General features: G+C 71.5%; 22 protein-coding genes. 19 read left to right on the top strand and 3 right to left on the bottom strand.

The annotated features are described in order from the left end of the window. Nucleotides 1-64 precede the first annotated feature (64 nt). The 12 genes from A6F73_RS38435 to A6F73_RS38380 all read left to right on the top strand — a co-directional run bounded on the left by A6F73_RS38435 (nt 65) and on the right by A6F73_RS38380 (nt 7,577). Complete coding sequence (locus tag A6F73_RS38435) at nt 65-337, top strand: hypothetical protein (protein WP_063353105.1); 273 nt, start codon at nt 65-67, stop codon at nt 335-337. 16 nt (nt 338-353) lie between these two features. Continuing rightward, nucleotides 354-563 (top strand): hypothetical protein, encoded by a 210-nt coding sequence (locus A6F73_RS38430; RefSeq protein WP_063353104.1) that lies wholly within the window; start codon nt 354-356, stop codon nt 561-563. A 27-nt stretch (nt 564-590) separates the two neighbouring features. Beyond that, entirely contained in the window at nt 591-1,421 is an 831-nt protein-coding gene (locus A6F73_RS38425; RefSeq protein WP_063353103.1) for a hypothetical protein, read from the top strand. Between the two features lie 131 nt (nt 1,422-1,552). Next, complete coding sequence (locus tag A6F73_RS38420) at nt 1,553-1,876, top strand: hypothetical protein (RefSeq protein WP_063353102.1); 324 nt, start codon at nt 1,553-1,555, stop codon at nt 1,874-1,876. A 68-nt stretch (nt 1,877-1,944) separates the two neighbouring features. Beyond that, the gene (locus tag A6F73_RS38415) at nt 1,945-2,454 is read left to right on the top strand and encodes a hypothetical protein (protein ID WP_063353101.1); all 510 of its coding nucleotides are present in this window, start codon (nt 1,945-1,947) and stop codon (nt 2,452-2,454) included. Between the two features lie 176 nt (nt 2,455-2,630). Further along, nucleotides 2,631-2,879, top strand: coding sequence for a hypothetical protein (locus tag A6F73_RS38410; RefSeq protein ID WP_063353100.1), 249 nt, complete (start codon nt 2,631-2,633; stop codon nt 2,877-2,879). Further along, nucleotides 2,876-4,099 carry a hypothetical protein gene (locus tag A6F73_RS38405; protein WP_063353099.1) on the top strand — a complete coding sequence of 408 codons (1,224 nt, stop codon included), beginning with the start codon at nt 2,876-2,878 and terminating at the stop codon, nt 4,097-4,099. The genes A6F73_RS38410 and A6F73_RS38405 overlap by 4 nt, the downstream gene beginning before the upstream one ends. A gap of 15 nt (nt 4,100-4,114) precedes the next feature. Next, nucleotides 4,115-4,612: a hypothetical protein gene (locus tag A6F73_RS38400; protein WP_063353098.1), complete on the top strand. Its 498-nt coding sequence runs from the start codon at nt 4,115-4,117 to the stop codon at nt 4,610-4,612. A 175-nt stretch (nt 4,613-4,787) separates the two neighbouring features. Continuing rightward, nucleotides 4,788-5,126, top strand: coding sequence for a hypothetical protein (locus A6F73_RS41170; RefSeq protein ID WP_159398769.1), 339 nt, complete (start codon nt 4,788-4,790; stop codon nt 5,124-5,126). Nucleotides 5,127-5,173: 47 nt separating this feature from the next. Further along, the gene (locus A6F73_RS38390; protein ID WP_159398768.1) at nt 5,174-5,593 is read left to right on the top strand and encodes an HNH endonuclease; all 420 of its coding nucleotides are present in this window, start codon (nt 5,174-5,176) and stop codon (nt 5,591-5,593) included. A gap of 184 nt (nt 5,594-5,777) precedes the next feature. Then, nucleotides 5,778-6,410, top strand: coding sequence for a DUF1524 domain-containing protein (locus tag A6F73_RS38385; protein ID WP_063353095.1), 633 nt, complete (start codon nt 5,778-5,780; stop codon nt 6,408-6,410). Between the two features lie 96 nt (nt 6,411-6,506). Continuing rightward, entirely contained in the window at nt 6,507-7,577 is a 1,071-nt protein-coding gene (locus A6F73_RS38380; protein ID WP_063353094.1) for a hypothetical protein, read from the top strand. A 241-nt stretch (nt 7,578-7,818) separates the two neighbouring features. Here the strand turns inward: A6F73_RS38380 and A6F73_RS38375 are convergent, their stop codons facing one another. Then, nucleotides 7,819-8,100 carry a DUF3307 domain-containing protein gene (locus tag A6F73_RS38375; RefSeq protein WP_079136674.1) on the bottom strand — a complete coding sequence of 94 codons (282 nt, stop codon included), beginning with the start codon at nt 8,098-8,100 and terminating at the stop codon, nt 7,819-7,821. A 218-nt stretch (nt 8,101-8,318) separates the two neighbouring features. On the opposite strand from A6F73_RS38375, the gene A6F73_RS38370 reads away from it, so the two are divergent. Beyond that, on the top strand, nt 8,319-10,112 hold the full coding sequence (locus A6F73_RS38370; RefSeq protein ID WP_063353093.1) for a hypothetical protein: 1,794 nt from the start codon (nt 8,319-8,321) through the stop codon (nt 10,110-10,112). A 129-nt stretch (nt 10,113-10,241) separates the two neighbouring features. Here the strand turns inward: A6F73_RS38370 and A6F73_RS38365 are convergent, their stop codons facing one another. Beyond that, the gene (locus tag A6F73_RS38365; protein ID WP_244293886.1) at nt 10,242-10,760 is read right to left on the bottom strand and encodes a GNAT family N-acetyltransferase; all 519 of its coding nucleotides are present in this window, start codon (nt 10,758-10,760) and stop codon (nt 10,242-10,244) included. Then, nucleotides 10,757-12,031 carry a hypothetical protein gene (locus A6F73_RS38360; RefSeq protein ID WP_063353091.1) on the bottom strand — a complete coding sequence of 425 codons (1,275 nt, stop codon included), beginning with the start codon at nt 12,029-12,031 and terminating at the stop codon, nt 10,757-10,759. The genes A6F73_RS38365 and A6F73_RS38360 overlap by 4 nt, the downstream gene beginning before the upstream one ends. A gap of 185 nt (nt 12,032-12,216) precedes the next feature. Between A6F73_RS38360 and A6F73_RS38355 the strand changes: the two genes are divergently transcribed. The 6 genes from A6F73_RS38355 (at nt 12,217) to A6F73_RS38335 (ending at nt 15,784) form a co-directional block, all read left to right on the top strand. Continuing rightward, complete coding sequence (locus A6F73_RS38355; protein ID WP_063353090.1) at nt 12,217-12,807, top strand: ATP-binding protein; 591 nt, start codon at nt 12,217-12,219, stop codon at nt 12,805-12,807. A gap of 188 nt (nt 12,808-12,995) precedes the next feature. After that, nucleotides 12,996-13,133 (top strand): hypothetical protein, encoded by a 138-nt coding sequence (locus tag A6F73_RS42060; RefSeq protein ID WP_159398767.1) that lies wholly within the window; start codon nt 12,996-12,998, stop codon nt 13,131-13,133. A gap of 56 nt (nt 13,134-13,189) precedes the next feature. Next, the gene (locus tag A6F73_RS38350) at nt 13,190-13,603 is read left to right on the top strand and encodes a hypothetical protein (RefSeq protein WP_063353089.1); all 414 of its coding nucleotides are present in this window, start codon (nt 13,190-13,192) and stop codon (nt 13,601-13,603) included. Continuing rightward, nucleotides 13,600-13,965 (top strand): hypothetical protein, encoded by a 366-nt coding sequence (locus A6F73_RS42055; protein WP_159398766.1) that lies wholly within the window; start codon nt 13,600-13,602, stop codon nt 13,963-13,965. Before A6F73_RS38350 ends, A6F73_RS42055 begins: the two co-directional genes overlap by 4 nt. Next, the gene (locus A6F73_RS38340; protein WP_063353087.1) at nt 13,962-14,942 is read left to right on the top strand and encodes an aminoglycoside phosphotransferase family protein; all 981 of its coding nucleotides are present in this window, start codon (nt 13,962-13,964) and stop codon (nt 14,940-14,942) included. Before A6F73_RS42055 ends, A6F73_RS38340 begins: the two co-directional genes overlap by 4 nt. Further along, complete coding sequence (locus A6F73_RS38335; protein ID WP_063353086.1) at nt 14,900-15,784, top strand: hypothetical protein; 885 nt, start codon at nt 14,900-14,902, stop codon at nt 15,782-15,784. Before A6F73_RS38340 ends, A6F73_RS38335 begins: the two co-directional genes overlap by 43 nt. The last annotated feature ends 69 nt before the right edge of the window (nt 15,785-15,853 follow it).

Below are 15,853 nucleotides of genomic sequence, written 5' to 3'. Positions count from 1 at the left end.
CACCCTCCACCCTGCGCCGCCCCGTTCGGAGAGCACCGAACGCCCCAGTGAAAGGACGCCCGCCATGACCCCGGCCAACGAAGTCAGGCCCGGTGCGGTCGTTGAATACCGCGACGGCGGTCTGATGCTGGTCGCCACCAGCGAGACCGCGAACAGCCGGTGGATCGGCCGCCGCCACTTCCTCCACGGTGCCGTCCTCACCCTCCCCGCCGCCGGCCCCGGCCCGTGGCGCGTCGGAGGCCCGGTCGAGCGTGTGACCACGCCCCGCACCCGCATTGCCGTGCACGAGCAACGCGCTGCTCCCGGCCGATGCCCCTGTACCGCCCACACCCGCTGAACCGAAGGAGCTCACCGTGCCGGACTGGACGCGCATGCAGCCCGCCGACTTCGACGCCGACGTTGCGCCGCCGCTGTTCACCGCGACGGCCGTCGCCCGCCCGGTGCCCGCCGTCGCCGACGACTTCGGCACCGAGGCCCTGTTCGGCACGTCCGTCCCGCCCCGGCCGGCGGCCGCCCCGCCCAAGCCCCGGTCGGTCCCGGCGCCCGACAACCCGCTGTTCTGACCACCCACCACGCCGAGGAGTATCGCCATGTCCACTGCCCTGCCGTCCGATCTCGCCAGCCTGGCCGCGTGCCTGCTGCCGTCTGAACTCGCCGTCCTGGTCGAATGCCTGGCCCCGGTCGGCGCCCACATCGCCAACCCCGGCCCGGACCCCTCGGCGGTCCCGCGCATCGATGTCGTCTTCGACCAGGACGACGATGCGGGCGAGACGAACATCCGGGTGTTCGTCGACGGCAACCCGATCCACTGGCGCCACCACACGCACAGCGACACCGAACCGCTCGTCCGCTTCCACGTCCTCGACTCCGGTCCGTTCGACGAACTCCAGCCCCACGCGTGGGCGCAGCAGGCCATGGCGGCCGCGCGCCACGCACCCGACGGCGTGCGCTCGTACATCGCCGCCCGTGTGCTGGAGTACCACCAGCCCGAGCGGGGGGACGGATGCCTCCTCGGCCTGACCGGCGACCCCGGCCCGGCTGGCTCGGGCATCAGCACCTCCGGGCTGGACAACCTTCCCGCTCTGACGCTGCTCCAGCTTCGCTGCCTCATCTCGGAGAAGCTGGAAGCGCACTACCTCGACGACGTGAAGGCGGCCATGCGCGACGCGTTGAAGGGCGTCGAGGTCGCCGGGGTGCCGGTGAGCGAGGTCGACATACCGGCAGAACGGGTGGGTGGCCCGGCAGGCTGGCTTGCCTACGATCGTTCGAAGGTCCGGTTCCGGTGCGGCGGGTCCGCCTGGATGACCATCGACCTCCGCGACTTCCAGCCCCTGCGGGACGCTCTGGGGGCGCTGGTCGGCGTCGCGCCGATCGAGGACGACGATGACGTGGACCCCGATCTGACCTTCGACCTCAGGTGAGCGCGGCCGCCGGCTGGCGCCCCGAGGGGTGGGGCGCCAGCCGGGGCCGGAACCTAGACGGTTAATTATTGTCGATGTTACAGTTGTGCTCGTTGGGGAGAGCACCCCACACCACCGAAAAGGACACCCGCATGCCCACGCCCAAGATCAAGGTCCAGACCTACAAGCTGCTGCTCGACGTCAGCGAGTTCGGCCCCGTCACCACCACGGACGGCCCCGCCTCCCCGCTCACGCTCAGCCTCACCTACGACGGGCAGCACCACGGGACCTACAAGCTCACCGCCAACCTCGTCGCCCTCGACGCCGCCGGCGAACGCGTCTACCTCGACCTCCTCAGCCGCCAGCCCGACAACCGGCCCGACTGGCTCAACCCGATCCTGCGCAACCACCAGCCGCACGGATGGGACCTCCCCGAGCACCCGGCCCTCTACGGCCCGCTCGCGACGACCAACTGAGCCAGCCCCGCCCCGGGTGCCCCGCCCCAAAGGCGGGGCACCCCCCAACCGCTGAGGACCCATCCACCGTGAGCATCCACCCCGTCGACTTCCACCAGGTCATCGTCACCAAGACCACCGAGTACACGCTCGCCAGGCCCGCGCTCACCTGCGAACTGCTGCGCGTCGTCCGCGCCGACCAGGTCAAGACCGGCGACCTGATCGTCTCCGCATTCCAGCCCGCCGGCGGCCGCCGCATGCCGATCGCCGACTACTTCCACGGCGGCGCCTACGTCGCCCTCCCCGCGCCGTACGACCCGAACTGCGGCTGCGGCGTGTGCGGCCTCGACGAAGTGCAGGGCCCCGAGGGCACCGTCGTCCTCACCAGCGCCGACCCCTGGCACTCCTGCGGCCCGTGGCCCGCCGACGAACCGGTCCTGATCCTCCCGTACCCCGGACAGGCGCTCACCGTCGCCAACCTCGAACGACTGGTCTGCGGGCTCCCGCTCAACCCGATCGACTTCCGCAGCCCGGCCTCCCAGCGCCACTACATGAACAACGGCTGGTACCTCACCGAAGAGGAAACCGCCGCCCTCTGACCCCCGCCGGTGCTGCGCCCCGCCCGACCCGGCAGGGCGCAGCACCAGGCCCGCCTCCGGGGCGCGACGCAACCCCCGGCGCCCCCGTACACCCATGCCGAGCGCCCCGGCCCCGCCGATGAGGCGATCCCGCCCCGGACCGGGCGCCCGGCCCGCACAGCAGAGAGACCACCAGCATGAACACCCACGTCATCAACGCCGCGACCACCGCGCTCGCCGACACCCACGCCCAGGACGAGCCCTACAAGGTCCGGGCCATCTACCGGGTCGGCGACGACCCCAAGCTCCGCGTGCAGCGCTGCCGGATCATCCCCGGCTACTCCACCCTCGCCGACCTCCCGGTGATGATCTCCAACCCCCGCGACTTCACCGCCGAAGCCGTACACCTCGTCGCCATCCACCACGCCCCGGAGAGCACCCGATGACCACCACCCCGGCCGCGCCCGACGCCCGCCTGAACGCCGCACTACGTGCCACCAGCGCCGAAGCCCTCGCGCTGCTCACGACCTACCGCCCCGGCCTCACCGCAGACCCCGCCCGCTCCACCCCGACCCGCACTGTGGCGACATGGGACACCGGCGAGCACAGCGGCACGATCATCGTGCACGCCGGCCTGGACGCCACGGTCGACTTCATCGGCGTCGACGCGGCCACCGCCGCCCGGCTCTGCGCCGTCTTCTTCGAGGACACCGCGCACGCACACCACGACCACGGTTACGGCGACAACCCGGACCCCAGCAGCGTCCGCTACCTCACCCCCGGAACCTACGACCTGTGCCAGTTCGACGACCAGCCCGACTGTGACCTGACCGTCCACCCGGACGGCCGCCACGACCTAAGCCTCGCCGATCGCAGCATCAGCGGGGCCGCCGCGCTGCTCGCCTGCCTCGACCGGCCGGAGGCGGAACCACCCACCGCCTGCGTATGCGACCGCACCGGCCTGTGCATCTGCTGGTGCGACGACAACGCCCCGGCCTGCCCCACCTGCGGCCGCTGCCCCTGCGCCTGCCAGTGCACCACCATCGAGCAGCCGCAGCCAGCCCCCGCCTTCCACGAGACCATCACTCGCCACGGCCCCGCCCAGCGCCCGCAGACCAGGCCGCTGACCGACCCCGCCACCCGTGAACTGGTCGACCACGTCGCCCACAACCAACTCGGCATCGAGCTGTACCGCAACGGCCGGCTCACCCTGCGCTGCGTCGATCGGAAGGGTGCGCCCTCGCTGACCGCCGTGATCGAACCGGCCGCGCGGCTCCGCCGCTCCGCCAGCGCCACCGACGACCTGCGGCAGATCCGCGACAGCAGCGAGACGGCCTGCCGAGTCGACCGATCCGGCCGCCCGCGCATCGCTCTGGAGGCCACCATCATTGGGCCGAAGCAGACGGCCGTGCTCCTGGAACGGGGCCTCATCGCCACCCCCGGCACGATGGACGCGCCCGTCGAGGTGACGTTCCTCGGGCACCTCCTCCTGGCCCTACACGAGCACGACACCACCAGCACGGTCGACGGCACCACCGGCCACATCACCGTCACCTGCGCGTGCGGCTGGGCGAACGCATCCGCGTCCTCCGTCCTCTCTCACACGGCCGCCCGCGCCCACCGGGGCGCCCGTCTGGCCACCACCATCACCGTCGCCTCGTTCTAACCCCTGGACACCACCGTGAACCTGCTCGACGAGATCACCTACGACACCATCGCCCAGCACACCGGGTGCCCCGCCTACACGATCACCCCCGGCATCCCCAACGCCACCGTCGCGGCGGAGGTCTCCGCGATGCGGCTGCGCCGACTCCTGGCCGACAGCCTCGACGACGGCGGCCAAGCGGTCCTGCTGCACAACTGCGCCGTCCGCTACACCACCGGCCCCGGCCCCGACGCCCAGGAACACACCGCCACCCCCACCGACACCGACAAGCCGCTGTGCGCCGAGTGCCTGCACTGGAAGAGCGAGCACACCCACCCCTCCGACGACGAGAGCACCCCCGACTACCGCACGAGCTGCACATCGGACTTCCGCCCACTCACCAGCCCCGACCGGGTGATCTGCACCCGCTGCTCCCAGTACCGGGCCGAGCACATCGACACCGGGGTTCTCCAGCACGACTACGAAGAACTCACCGTCGCCTGCGGCAAGTTCACCACCGAAGACCGGACATAGCCCGATCGGGACAACAACCCGACCACCACCCCTGCTGCGCCCCGGTCACCCGCCGGGGCGCAGCAGTGCGTCCGCTCCCGGCGACCGGGCCCGGCGGCCCGCCGACCGGGACGCAAGCGGCCCCGGACTGCTCCCCTTGCACGGACACCGACCAGCAGGGAGCCCCCCTTTGACCGTGACCACCACCACCCCCACCACCGCCGTGACGGTGACCGCCGCCGAGCCGAAGCCCGCCCAGGCCCCCGACACCGCGCCGCTCACCCTCGGCCTGACCGTGATCGAGACGACCGTCTACGCCCTGGACGTGCCCCTGGACGAGGTCCCGATCGAGCTGATCGAGTTCTGCGACGACGAACAGCACGACCTCTCCGACGAACAGCACACCCTCGCCGGCTGGCTCAACGACTACCCCGAGCTGTGGCACGACCACCTCGACCCCGCCAAGCACACCCAGACCACCGAGAACCCCGAGGTCGTCGACGTCGACGTACGCGACTGGCCGACCAGCGGGTGACACAAGACCCCGCTGGCCTGCACTCTCCTCGTCACCTCGGGCCGCTCGTGCCCGAGGGGAACGGAGCCACCACCCTCGTGACCGCGCTGCGCACCCGCCCCCGCAACACCGGACCCACCACGGCTGTCCGCACCCTGGTCTACGCCCGGGACGGCCACCAGTGCGTACGGTGCGGCACCGGCAGCACCCTGACGATCCAGCACCGCACCAACCGGGCCATGGGCGGCAGCAGCGACCCCGCGATCAACCACCCGACGAACCTCGTCACGGCCTGCCAGGCGTGCAACATGTGGATGGAGGCGAACCCCGCCGCCTCCTACGCCGCCGGGTGGAAGGTCCGCCGTCCCACCGACCCCGCCCACGTACCCGTCCGCTACCCCACCGGCGAGCTGCGCACCCTGGAGCCCGACGGCACCAGCCGAACGCTCGGCGTGCCGGTCGTCATCACCACCCTGGCACGCCGATGACCACCTCCCTGTCTGGCCTGCCGTGTATCCGCGAAGCCCACCCGGACGGGGAATGCCCCCGGCACCAGCTCTGCCCGGTGTGCGGGGAAGCGCACAACGACTGCACGTGCCCCGACCGCCCGGCCCCGCAGGCCGGCGACCACCCGGCCCGGTAGACGGACCGCCACCCCGCTTGGAGAACCCGTTGCCCGCTGCCCGCCTCGCCGCCCGCGCCGCCGCCGCGCTCACCGTCACCGCGACCTTCGCCATCACCTCCCCACCGGCGCAGCCACTCACCGACGACCAGAGGCTCGTCGTCTCCCTCCCCGCCGCCGCAACCGCCCCCACACCCGGCTACGACCGCGCACTGTTCGGCGGATGGGAAGATCTGGACGGTGACGGCTGCAACGCCCGCCAGGCCGCGCTGCTGCGCGCCCTCACCGAGCAGGTCACCGCCCCGCAGCGACCCGCCGAATGCACGATCGTCTTGTCCGGCCGCCTCACCGACCCCTACACCGGCACCAGCGTGGTCACCGACGTCGAGCACATCGACGTCGACCACCGCGTCGCGCTCCAGGACGCCTGGGCGTCCGGTGCGAACACCTGGACTCCGGAGTGGCGCCGCGAGTTCGCCAACGACGACGACAACCTGGTTCCCACCCTGCCGTCGGTGAACCGAGCAAAGGGCGGCCGCGGCCCCGACCAGTGGAAGCCCTCGGGCGGCAAGAAGGCCGAGTGCGAGTTCGCGGCCGGTTACGCCCGGACGAAGGCCCGGTGGGAGATGGGGGTGACCGACGCACAGCGCGCGGCGCTGATGACAGCGCTAACCGGCTGCTAACCCGCGTCTCATTGCGGGTGTTACAGTTGCCGGAGTCGGTGATGGGGATGCCCCAGCCGCACACTCCACCGTGACTGTGCAGGAGTCCCCACCACCATGTCCAAGAGCACGTTCCTCTACCCCGAGCGCCCAGACTTCGCGACGATCCGTGAGGACGCCGCCAAGGAAGTCGCCACCGAACTCGGCGCGATCGCCCACCCCATGGCGCGGGCCCGACGCGCCGTCGAGATCATGGAACAAGCCGAGACGGACCGCGCCGAACACCAGACCCGACGCGACCACGCTGCCCTGTCCTTGTGGGCATACGAGGGCCACCGCACCCGAGGCCTGGAACAGAGCATGGGGTGCACCCGGATGCAGTGGACCCGCATCCAGGCCGGCGCCTTCGGCTGGAAGATCACCGGAAACACCCCGCCGCCGCCCACCCCCCCAGCAGGCCCCGACCGCATCGCAGCCGCACGTGCAGCCGGCATCGCCGAACTGCCCGTCGACAAGGCACTCGACCAGGTCGCCACGTTCGGCATGTTCACCGAGCAGGACCGGGCCCGCAACGCCGAGGCCATGAAATTCCGCGATGCCGCGATCCTCGCGCTACGCCAGCCGCCCTACCAACTGAGCCACGAGGCCATCGCCGCCCAGATCGGCATGGCCGCCACCGCCACCTCCATGACCGCCACCAAGCGGGTAACCGACGAGAACAGGGCAACCGACCTGGAGACGGCCCGCCAAGCAGCCGTCCGCCTGGTCGCCGCCGAACTCGACGGCCTCGCCCCCGCAGACCGGGCCCGCCGTGCCGCAGAGATCGCCCGCGCGGCCGCCGCAAACGTCGACGAGTACACCCAGCTGCGCCACCGCGCCGCGCTGTCGCTGTGGGCCTACGGCGGCAGCCGCATCCGCTCCATGCCCAGGGCCCTGGGCTGCACCCGCGAGGAGTGGGACAAGGTGTGGACCGCCGCCCTGGGGCATCCGGCCGACGCCGCCCAGGACCCGGAGCCGCCCCGAGCCGGCGCCGCCAGGGCCCGCCTCGCACACGAGCACGGCGTCACCGAGTTGCCCGTCGAAGACGCGCTCGCCGACCTCAAGAAGTACGAGCTGCTCATCGTGACGGCCCGCGCCCGCCACGACGAGGCACAGCGCGCCCACGACCAGGCGGCCGGCCAGGTGTAACGCTTCCGGGCCAACCGTCGTACACCTGATTGTGAGGCGCTCCTCCACAGCCCTCACACCCCTGCTGCTCCCAGGCCACCGCATCCCGGCCTGGGAGCAGCAGCATATTCGGCACCACCTGCTACAGCCGGGAGATCAGCAGCGCGGCCGGCAGAAGTCCGAGCAGCACGTGCGCAGCCTGATCGACATGTAGGGCCCCGTCCCGCTGGTAGTAGCCGCGTTGACCGGTGTGCTCCATCCATCACTTCACCATGCGGCGGCGGTCGATCGCGCTGTGGCTGATCCCTACCCAGGCGAGTCCGAAGGCCTCCGCCGTCAGCGTGGGGTGAAGGTCAGGTTCGGCGAGTCCGACCAGCCAGAGCACCACCGCGGTGATCGCCACGTGGGTGAAGGCGTGTGTCAGGTTCGCGACCCACCCTTGAAGAGTCCGGTCCGCTTTGTGCGAGGCCTGATGATCGGTCTGGCCGGGAAAGTCCGCTGCCCAATGGCAGGTCAGCAGGACGATGAAGATGCTCGGGAACATACGTCGCTCCTTGTGCGTGGGGAGGTCGGTCGGCCGTCGACGGCCCGGGCAGTCGGCGGCCGCTCGGACATGGCGAAGGACCGCCCCGGATGGGACGGCCCTGCCGGACAGGTATTCACGGGACCCGGTGATGCTGGATCGCACAACCAGGCGTTGAACTGCGCGCACGTGCTCGGACAGCGGGACACAAGGCGCGTCCGACGGTCACAGTGCCCGCCATGCCGACCACCGCCGCGCCGCCGCGCACCACCACCGCTGACGTCCTGGCGGAAGCAGGGCGCAGCAGCGGCCAGGGCGTGAGGTCGAAGGACGCCGCCAACGTCGCCGACCTGTTGCTGCGCGCACCCGTGGCAGCCCGCCGGGCCACGGTGAAGACCCTCGGGGCCAGGGAGCTCGGCTACGTCGTCCGGGAAGTTCGCCGCGAGCAGGGCACCCTCTACGGCCTGTGGGCCGACACCCCGTCAGGGTTCACCGAGGACGTCCTCGGAGAGACGATCTGGTCGAAGCAGCGGGACGTCCTGGACGCGGTGGTCAACCACAAGCGGGTGGCCGTCCCGGCCGGGTTCGGCGTCGGCAAGACGTGGTTGGCCGGCCGCCTGGTCGCGTGGATGGGCTGCGTCAACCCGCCCGGCACGGCCGTGATCGTGACCACGGCGACGCGCTTTCGGCAGGTCCGCAACCAGTTGTGGCCGCACATCAGGAAGACGATCGCGCGGGGCAAACTCCCGGGTTGGTGCGACACCGTCCAGTGGAAGATTCCGGACCTCTACGGCAACGCGGTGGTGGTCGCCTACGGATTCACGGCGCCGGAAAACGACGAGGCCGCGATGCAGGGCATCCACGGGACGCCGAAGTTGCTCATCGTGGTGGACGAAGCCGGCGGTATCGCCCGCACCATCGGCAACGGCACCAACAACCTGTTGACGGGCGACGCCCGGATGCTGGCCATCGGCAACCCCCCGGCCGACGACCCGCGGAGCTGGTTCGAGCTGCTCTGCGGCGAAGGCGACGACCCCGAGGAGCCGACCACCACGACGATCCCGATCCGGGTCCTCGACTCGCCGGCCATCACCCTGGAACGCGTCCCGTACTGCCGGGACTGCCCACCCGGCGGCGCCAAGCACTCCCTCGCCGAACACCTGCCGAACATGGACTGGGTGTCGCGCACCGTGCGCGAGTACGGCGAGGACCACCCCTACGTCCAGGCCAAGGTCTACGCCCGCTTCCCCAGGGGCGGCAGCTCCAAGGCCATTCCGTTGGCCTGGATCGAAGCCGCCCAGGACACCGACGACCCCGAAGGACCTGACTGGGTCCGCCCCGCGGACCTGGGTCTCGTCGGAGAGACTGCCACCCACACGGTGCGCCGCGGTTCCTGGGTCCGGCTCGGCGTTGACGTCGCAGCGGACGGCGGCGACGAGGTGACGATCTATCGGGTCGTCGGCGACGCCCTGGAGCAGCGACACGCCTCCAGCGGCCAGATCAACCTGAACCAGGTCGACGTCGCCGAGCGGGTCGAAGCGGAGATCCTCCGGGCGCAGCGCCTGGCGGCCGCGCTCGGCACCCGGGCCCCGGTCCGGGTCAAGGTCGACCGCAACGGCCTGGGCCACGGCGTCACCAGCATGCTCGAACGCTGGGGCGAGGACGGCCGGCACCAGGCGGAGATTGTCGGCGTGATGGTGTCCGAGAACATCGACCCCGAGCGCGACGACCCGGCCCAGCTGATGCGTCCCTACCGCAAGCGGGACGAGATGTGGCTCGCTGGCCGCGCGCTGCTGCAGCCCGACCCGGCTACCGGCCAGGGCCGGCTGCGCCTGCGCGTCGACCACGCCTGCGCCGTCCAACTCTCCTCGCCGAACATGTCCACCAACAGCAACGGCGCCGTCGTCATCGAGTCGAAGAAGAGCATGAAGGCCCGAGGGGTCTCCAGCCCGGACCGCGCCGACGGCGCGCTCATGGCGGTCTACGAACCCGAGGACCTGTTCAGCCACCGCCGCATGGGCCTCATCGCCTAGGTGCGACGGTCCGCTACTCGGAGATCAGGGCAAGGTAGGCCCCGAGTGCTTGTCTAAGCTCCGCGTCTGCTCCATCAGCCGCCTGGGGGTGCCCGGCTTGTGGGTCACCCCCAGGGTCGTGATCTTGGCTCAGCTCGCGGTCGGGAGGTCGCAGACCATGACGGCGTAGAGCGGGGAGTCGATGAAGGGGCGGTTCTCACCAACCTTGCGGTAGCCCCAGGACTCGTACAGCGCCTGGAGCCTGGGACGGACGGTGTCGACGGTCAGCACGGCCATCTCCTCGGTCCGGTCGGCCAGCAGCGCCTGGTGGAGTCGCGGGGAGATGCCCTGCTTCCGCCAGGCGGGGCGCAGCATCAGCTCGGACACGCCGAAGGTCTCGGTTCGTTCGGGCGCGGGCATGTGGTCGCGCCACCACTCCTTCCCTTCGGTGAGCGGGGCGCCGTAGGAGAAGCCGATCGGCTCGTCGTCGTCGTAGGCCACGACGCAGGTGAACCCTGACTTGGAGCTCCAGTGGTCGACGAACCAGGGGAAGCGTTGCACGAACTCTTCGTGGCGTCGGTCGTGGTACGCCTCGTCGTGGACGTCCAGCAGCAGCTGGCGCAGGCCCTCGGGCAGGTTGCCCTGGTCGAAGCGGAGGATCTTTATCACGGTCGGCGGCTCTCCTCGATGTTGCGGATAGTCTCTCGCCATTCCAGCGTCTCGCGGGAGTCGGGCGCCACCTTGATCAGGCCACGATGGAAGTCGCCGAGCAGGGAGCGCAGGCGGCCCGGCAACGGATCGCTGCCCATCAGGCCATGGGCCTGAACCGCCGTCGCACAAGCCGCTTCGATCTCCTCCTGATGGAGCTGGGCAAGCGCCATTCTGGCCATCACCATCGCGATGTTCCGCCGGAAGCGGGCCGGTGTGCCGGCCAGCGAGCGATGGCACGCGCTCTCGGCCTGGGCATACTCGCCGAGGTGCTCGTGGATGATCCCGGTCAAGCCGTGTAGTTCCGGGGCACCGAAGAACGCAGTCCAGGACGGGCGGGGCGCCTCGTCACCAACACGGGCGAGGGCGTCGTTCGCGTGCCCGAGGGAGCGTAGGGCCGCCTGCCGGTCGTGGAGGGCGGCGTGGCCGACCGCGACCCGCACGTGGGCGAGAGCGGCGAAGAACGGGTCGCGCCTGACGACGCCACACGACTGCGCGGCCTGAGCGGCGGCCAGGGCAAGCGGGTATCGGCGCTGCTGGTAGGCCATCAACGCGGTCGCGTTCCACAGTCGAAACTGGCCGGTGCTGTCGCCGGCCAGTCCTGCCAGAGCCAGCGCCCGGTCCAGGTACGGCTGAGCCTGATCGAACCTGCGGGCGTCCACGCACGACCACGCGGCGGTGGCGGTGTAGTCCGCGGTAACCGCGTACAGCGCGCTGCGCACTCGCTGGCTGGCCGGGCGTTCCTGGAGCCGGGTCGCGGCTTCGGCGCCGGCCAGCGCGGCGCGTTCCAGCTCTTGGTGGCCGCCGCGTTCGTTGTCCAGTTCGGCGAGCGCCCGAAGGCCGGCCCTGAGCCGGTCGACGTCGGAGGTGCTGACGCCGCTGGGCCGTGAGGACAGCCCGGGGATGCCAGCCGCGGCAGCGGCAGCTGGTGCGATGGAGAGGAATTGTCGGCGGAGCACGCGGGCCTCCGGCGGGTCGGGGCGCTTAGCGCCCGGGCGGGGTGTGAAGCCGAGCTCTTCGCTCGTACACCCGAATACTGCCTCTAACGCGGCGCGGGTCTTCGTCTGGGGCGAGCGCGTTTTTCCGGTCAGCAGGTTGTGGACCATGCGTTCGCTGAACGTGCCCAACGCGCCGCTGTGTGCAGCGACGTGGTCGTTCATCAGCCTGACCAGGTCGACCTGCAGCAGTCCTTGCTCGGCCATCCGCTGCCGCAGTAGAAGGTTCTCCCCCATGCACTCACCGTAGCGCTGTCGTCACCTGTGGCGCTGCCGCTCTAGCGAAACACCGAAGCAGATTTTCCGGTCCCTCGCGAGTGGAAGCCCCGGACTTTTTCCTGTTCTGCCCGGTACAGAAGGTCGTTCACTGGGTGTCAGCCGCCACGATCAGCGGCACCCCGAGCGAGTGAAGGCACCCCCCAATGGAGCCGAGACCACGCACCACCAAGTTCACGTTCCCCGCAGAGCGGGAGCGTGTACGCGACGTTCGCCGCTGGGCGCGGAAGGCACTGACTGGACTTGGCCTGGACCCGGACGAGGAGCAGTTGGCCGAGGTGCCGCTGGTGCTGTCCGAACTCGGTGGCAACGCCATCGTGCACGGCTGCGGGGGCGACCGTCCAGACGTGATGCTGACTGCCGGCCTGTCGCTGTTGCCCAGCGGCGGGCTGCGGGTGGAGGTCACGGACCCGAGCACAGTGCGGCCCGAGCCTCGGGACGTGGACGGGGACGCCACCAGCGGACGGGGCCTCATTCTCGTCATCACCTACGCCGACCGGTTCGGTGTCGACGACCTTGGGCCGGATGGCAAGTGCGTTTGGGCCGAGGTCGACCTCGGAGCCGCGCCGCAGGCCGCCGGGCGTACAGACACAGCGGCGGCCTGCGGCGGCCCGGGTGTCGCCGTGGTGGTCGCGGCTCTGCGCGCGAACACCACGGTGCGGGCCATGCGGCCCCAGCCGGTGGTGGGAACGCTGCCCGCGCGCCCCGTCCTGCGCCGCCAGATACCGGCGGCGTGAACACCGCCTAGAACCCCGGTGGCGGCTGCCCTCCCCCCTGCGCAGCCGCCACCGGACTCCAGACACCCGCCCCGGGAGCGACACGGGGCGGGTGGCGGAAGAGTCGCGCCCCAGTCCGTGGGCGCGCGTGCTCACCGCGCCCAGGCCTTCTTTCCACTTCCACCTACTCCGTACCCGAGGACTGCGCCGTGAGCGTCGGACCGCACACCACCCGCAAACTGGACGTCAACGCCTGTTCGGCCGTGGCGCAGGCCTGCATGGGTACCGGCGACCACGTCCGCCGGCAGGCCGTCCAGCCGGCTCCGTGGATCCGGGGGCCGCGATGACGGCTCTGCCCGGTCCTCAGCTCCCGTCCGACGGAGCCGCGGGCCCCGGAGCCGGCGTGCCCGGGGGCCTGCTGGAGGCGGCGCTGAAGCTCGTCCCGGTGACGGACGACATCGGCGTGCTTCTGGCCTTCATCGGGGACCAGCTCCACGAGCACTGGGGCGGCCCCGTACTGGTCAATCCGAGCCTGTGGCTGGTGGAGGAGCGCTGCGAGCGGGCGGCCCGCCACCGCCAGCGGGCCCTGAAGAGCACGGACGCCGTCGCCGACGCGCTGATCGAGTGCTCGCTGGAACTGTTCGATGCCGACCTGCGCGCAGACGACGCCGGCACCCTGGACACGGTGCGCAGGGTCGCCGCGATGGTCGCCTCCCTCCCCTACCTGGACAACCCGGTGCCGGCCGAAGACGCTACCGCGCCGAGCCCCTGCGCACCCCGCGCACTGCCAACAAGGACACCACCATGCGCCCCATGACACAGACGCAGACCGCCACGGCCCGAACCGGCCCCCGGACCGGCCACGCCACCGAGGCCGCCACCGCGCAGGAGGACACCGGCTGGACGGGCCGGGCGCCGGACATCCTCCGCTCCTACTACCTGGGCGCGACGGTCACCGAACTTCTTGAGTGGTACGGGATTCCCGACCGCAACCGATTCAACCGGTTCCGGCTGCTCCACCACGCGCCCGCGCGCCCGCCGCGCCGGCCCCGGGCCGCCGACGCGCAGCCGCAGCAGGCCGGGCAGACCCCCGAGGACCTCCTCGTCCGGTGGCTGCCCGACCTGATCCACGACATGGAGCAGCGGGTCCTCACCTCCCTGATGGGCACCGTCCTGTGACACCTGATGAGAGCCGCGACGCCGTCTACGCGACCGCGCGGCGCCAGGGCCTGGACCCGCGCGGCGCCACCCTGCTCCAGGGCGGCCCCCACCACACCTGGCGCCTGCCCAAGTCTGGTGCGATCGCCCGGGTCTGGCGCCCCGGCACCAGCTTCGAGGAGGCCTTGCGGGCAAACCGGATCGCCCTGTGGCTGCTGCGCAACGGCATCGCGGCCGCGCGGCCGGTCGGCCGGTCGGCCTGCCCGGTGCAGTACGAGGGCCGTTACCTGCTCCAGGTCACCGTCGCCGTTGACCTCGGCGACGAACGTCCCACACCCGCTCAACTCGGCGCGGTACTACGGGAGTTGCATGGCCTGGAGGTCCCGGCTCAGCTCGGTCTGCCGACGTTCAGCCCGTTCCCGGTGCTGGCACGGCGCATCAAGAGCCTTCCGCCGGACGTCCTGTCCCCCCAGCAGCGGTCGCGCGTTCGGGCACTGCTGGCCGGCGCCCGTGAGGCGTGGAGGGCCACCGACTGGCCCGAGCGGTGCGTGATGCACGGCGACCCCGGCCGCGGGAACTGCATCACCACCCCCGAGGGGGTGGCGCTGATCGACTTCGAGCGCACCTCGGTCGGACACCGGTGGCGCGACCAGGCGTCCGCCGCGTGGCGGCGTGACGTCTTCGGCGCCGGCCCCGACGAGTACGAGGAGTTCGCCGAGGCGTACGGCGCCGACGTGACGGCCCTCGACGGCGGCCGTATTTACCGCGAGGTGCTGACCCCGGAGTTCGCCGTCAACGCCTGGCTCAACTGGGCCGAATACGCCCAGGCCGAGCCGGAGCTGCAGCCCGAGGCCGACCGGCGGCTGGCCACCATCACCACCGACCCGGTCCTCCCGCCCTTCCCCTGGGGCTGGGCTCCCAACAGCGCCGCGGCCAAACAGCCGGAGCCCGCGGCGTGCGCGGCAGCCCCCGCACCGGCCCCGGGGAGCGCGTCGTGATCGCCGAACTGTCCATGCATGACGCCGTCCGCTGGCTGGGCAGGGAACTCGGGGGCGCGGGGTTCCGCGCCTGGGACGTCAAAGAGGACGGGGTGCGCTACACCCGGGTCACCGAGGGCATCGGATGGTGTCAGCCGGCCGGCGCCGGGACGGAGTCGTGGCCTCCCGGTGCGCTCGGATGCCTGCGCGTCTTCTGGTACCCCGACCCGGTGTACCAGAGGGACTACCGCAAGAAGACCATCCCGGCCGGCGCCGCCGAGCACTGGCAGACGAGTACCGAGGCACTGCTCGCCGTCCTGCACGGGCTCGGCCTCGGGGCGGCGAGGACCGGGCCGCCCCGGACCCCGGACAGGCACAGCTTCGCAGCCTTGCTGGTCTGGGAGCCGGGACCGGATACCCCAGCCGAGTGGCCGCCGCCCGGCGCGTGGGAAGGCGTACCGCCGACCCGCCCGAACTTCGTTGACGGCTGGCCCGGATGGAAGGACCGCGGCCCCGGCGACGAGGTCAGCTGGGCCTTGCGAGATCTTGCCAGGCAGCGGGAGGCCGAAGGCCGGACGAAGACCGGCCGGGTGTCGGTCGCCGATCACGACGGCGTTCTGTGGCCGCCCGGCGCGCACGCGTGTGCCTGCGTGCATTGGCACCCGGACAAGGAGCACGTGCGCGCTGCTGACGGATCGCTGTCGGCCGCCGCCTTCGAGCACTGGTGCGAGGGCACCAGCAGGCTCCAGGACGACCTGGCCGCGCTCGGCTACGAGAGCCGCACCGCGTGGACGCACCCTGCGGAGGTGAGGGACTTCGCCGTCGTCCTGGCCTGGCGGGGCGCGCGCTCCTCCTCCTCCTGAGCCCGAGCGGTCCTGCTCGCCCCGGCCCGTGACAACGACCGCACGTCTACGCCCGACCCGATCCTGAGA

This window comes from Streptomyces sp. MJM8645 (assembly GCF_001625365.1).
In the GTDB taxonomy this organism is placed as follows: domain Bacteria; phylum Actinomycetota; class Actinomycetes; order Streptomycetales; family Streptomycetaceae; genus Kitasatospora.
This window is presented reverse-complemented; position numbering and strand designations above follow the sequence as displayed.

Excerpts from the sequence above, each read along its gene's own strand:
- A6F73_RS38435 (WP_063353105.1), top strand. The coding sequence starts at position 65 with ATGACCCCGGCCAACGAAGTCAGGCCCGGTGCGGTCGTTGAATACCGC.
- A6F73_RS38425 (WP_063353103.1), top strand. The coding sequence starts at position 591 with ATGTCCACTGCCCTGCCGTCCGATCTCGCCAGCCTGGCCGCGTGCCTG.
- A6F73_RS38420 (WP_063353102.1), top strand. The coding sequence starts at position 1,553 with ATGCCCACGCCCAAGATCAAGGTCCAGACCTACAAGCTGCTGCTCGAC.
- A6F73_RS38410 (WP_063353100.1), top strand. The coding sequence starts at position 2,631 with ATGAACACCCACGTCATCAACGCCGCGACCACCGCGCTCGCCGACACC.
- A6F73_RS38405 (WP_063353099.1), top strand. The coding sequence starts at position 2,876 with ATGACCACCACCCCGGCCGCGCCCGACGCCCGCCTGAACGCCGCACTA.
- A6F73_RS38380 (WP_063353094.1), top strand. The coding sequence starts at position 6,507 with ATGTCCAAGAGCACGTTCCTCTACCCCGAGCGCCCAGACTTCGCGACG.
- A6F73_RS38375 (WP_079136674.1), bottom strand. The coding sequence starts at position 8,100 with ATGTTCCCGAGCATCTTCATCGTCCTGCTGACCTGCCATTGGGCAGCG.
- A6F73_RS38370 (WP_063353093.1), top strand. The coding sequence starts at position 8,319 with ATGCCGACCACCGCCGCGCCGCCGCGCACCACCACCGCTGACGTCCTG.
- A6F73_RS38360 (WP_063353091.1), bottom strand. The coding sequence starts at position 12,031 with ATGGGGGAGAACCTTCTACTGCGGCAGCGGATGGCCGAGCAAGGACTG.
- A6F73_RS38355 (WP_063353090.1), top strand. The coding sequence starts at position 12,217 with ATGGAGCCGAGACCACGCACCACCAAGTTCACGTTCCCCGCAGAGCGG.
- A6F73_RS42055 (WP_159398766.1), top strand. The coding sequence starts at position 13,600 with ATGACACAGACGCAGACCGCCACGGCCCGAACCGGCCCCCGGACCGGC.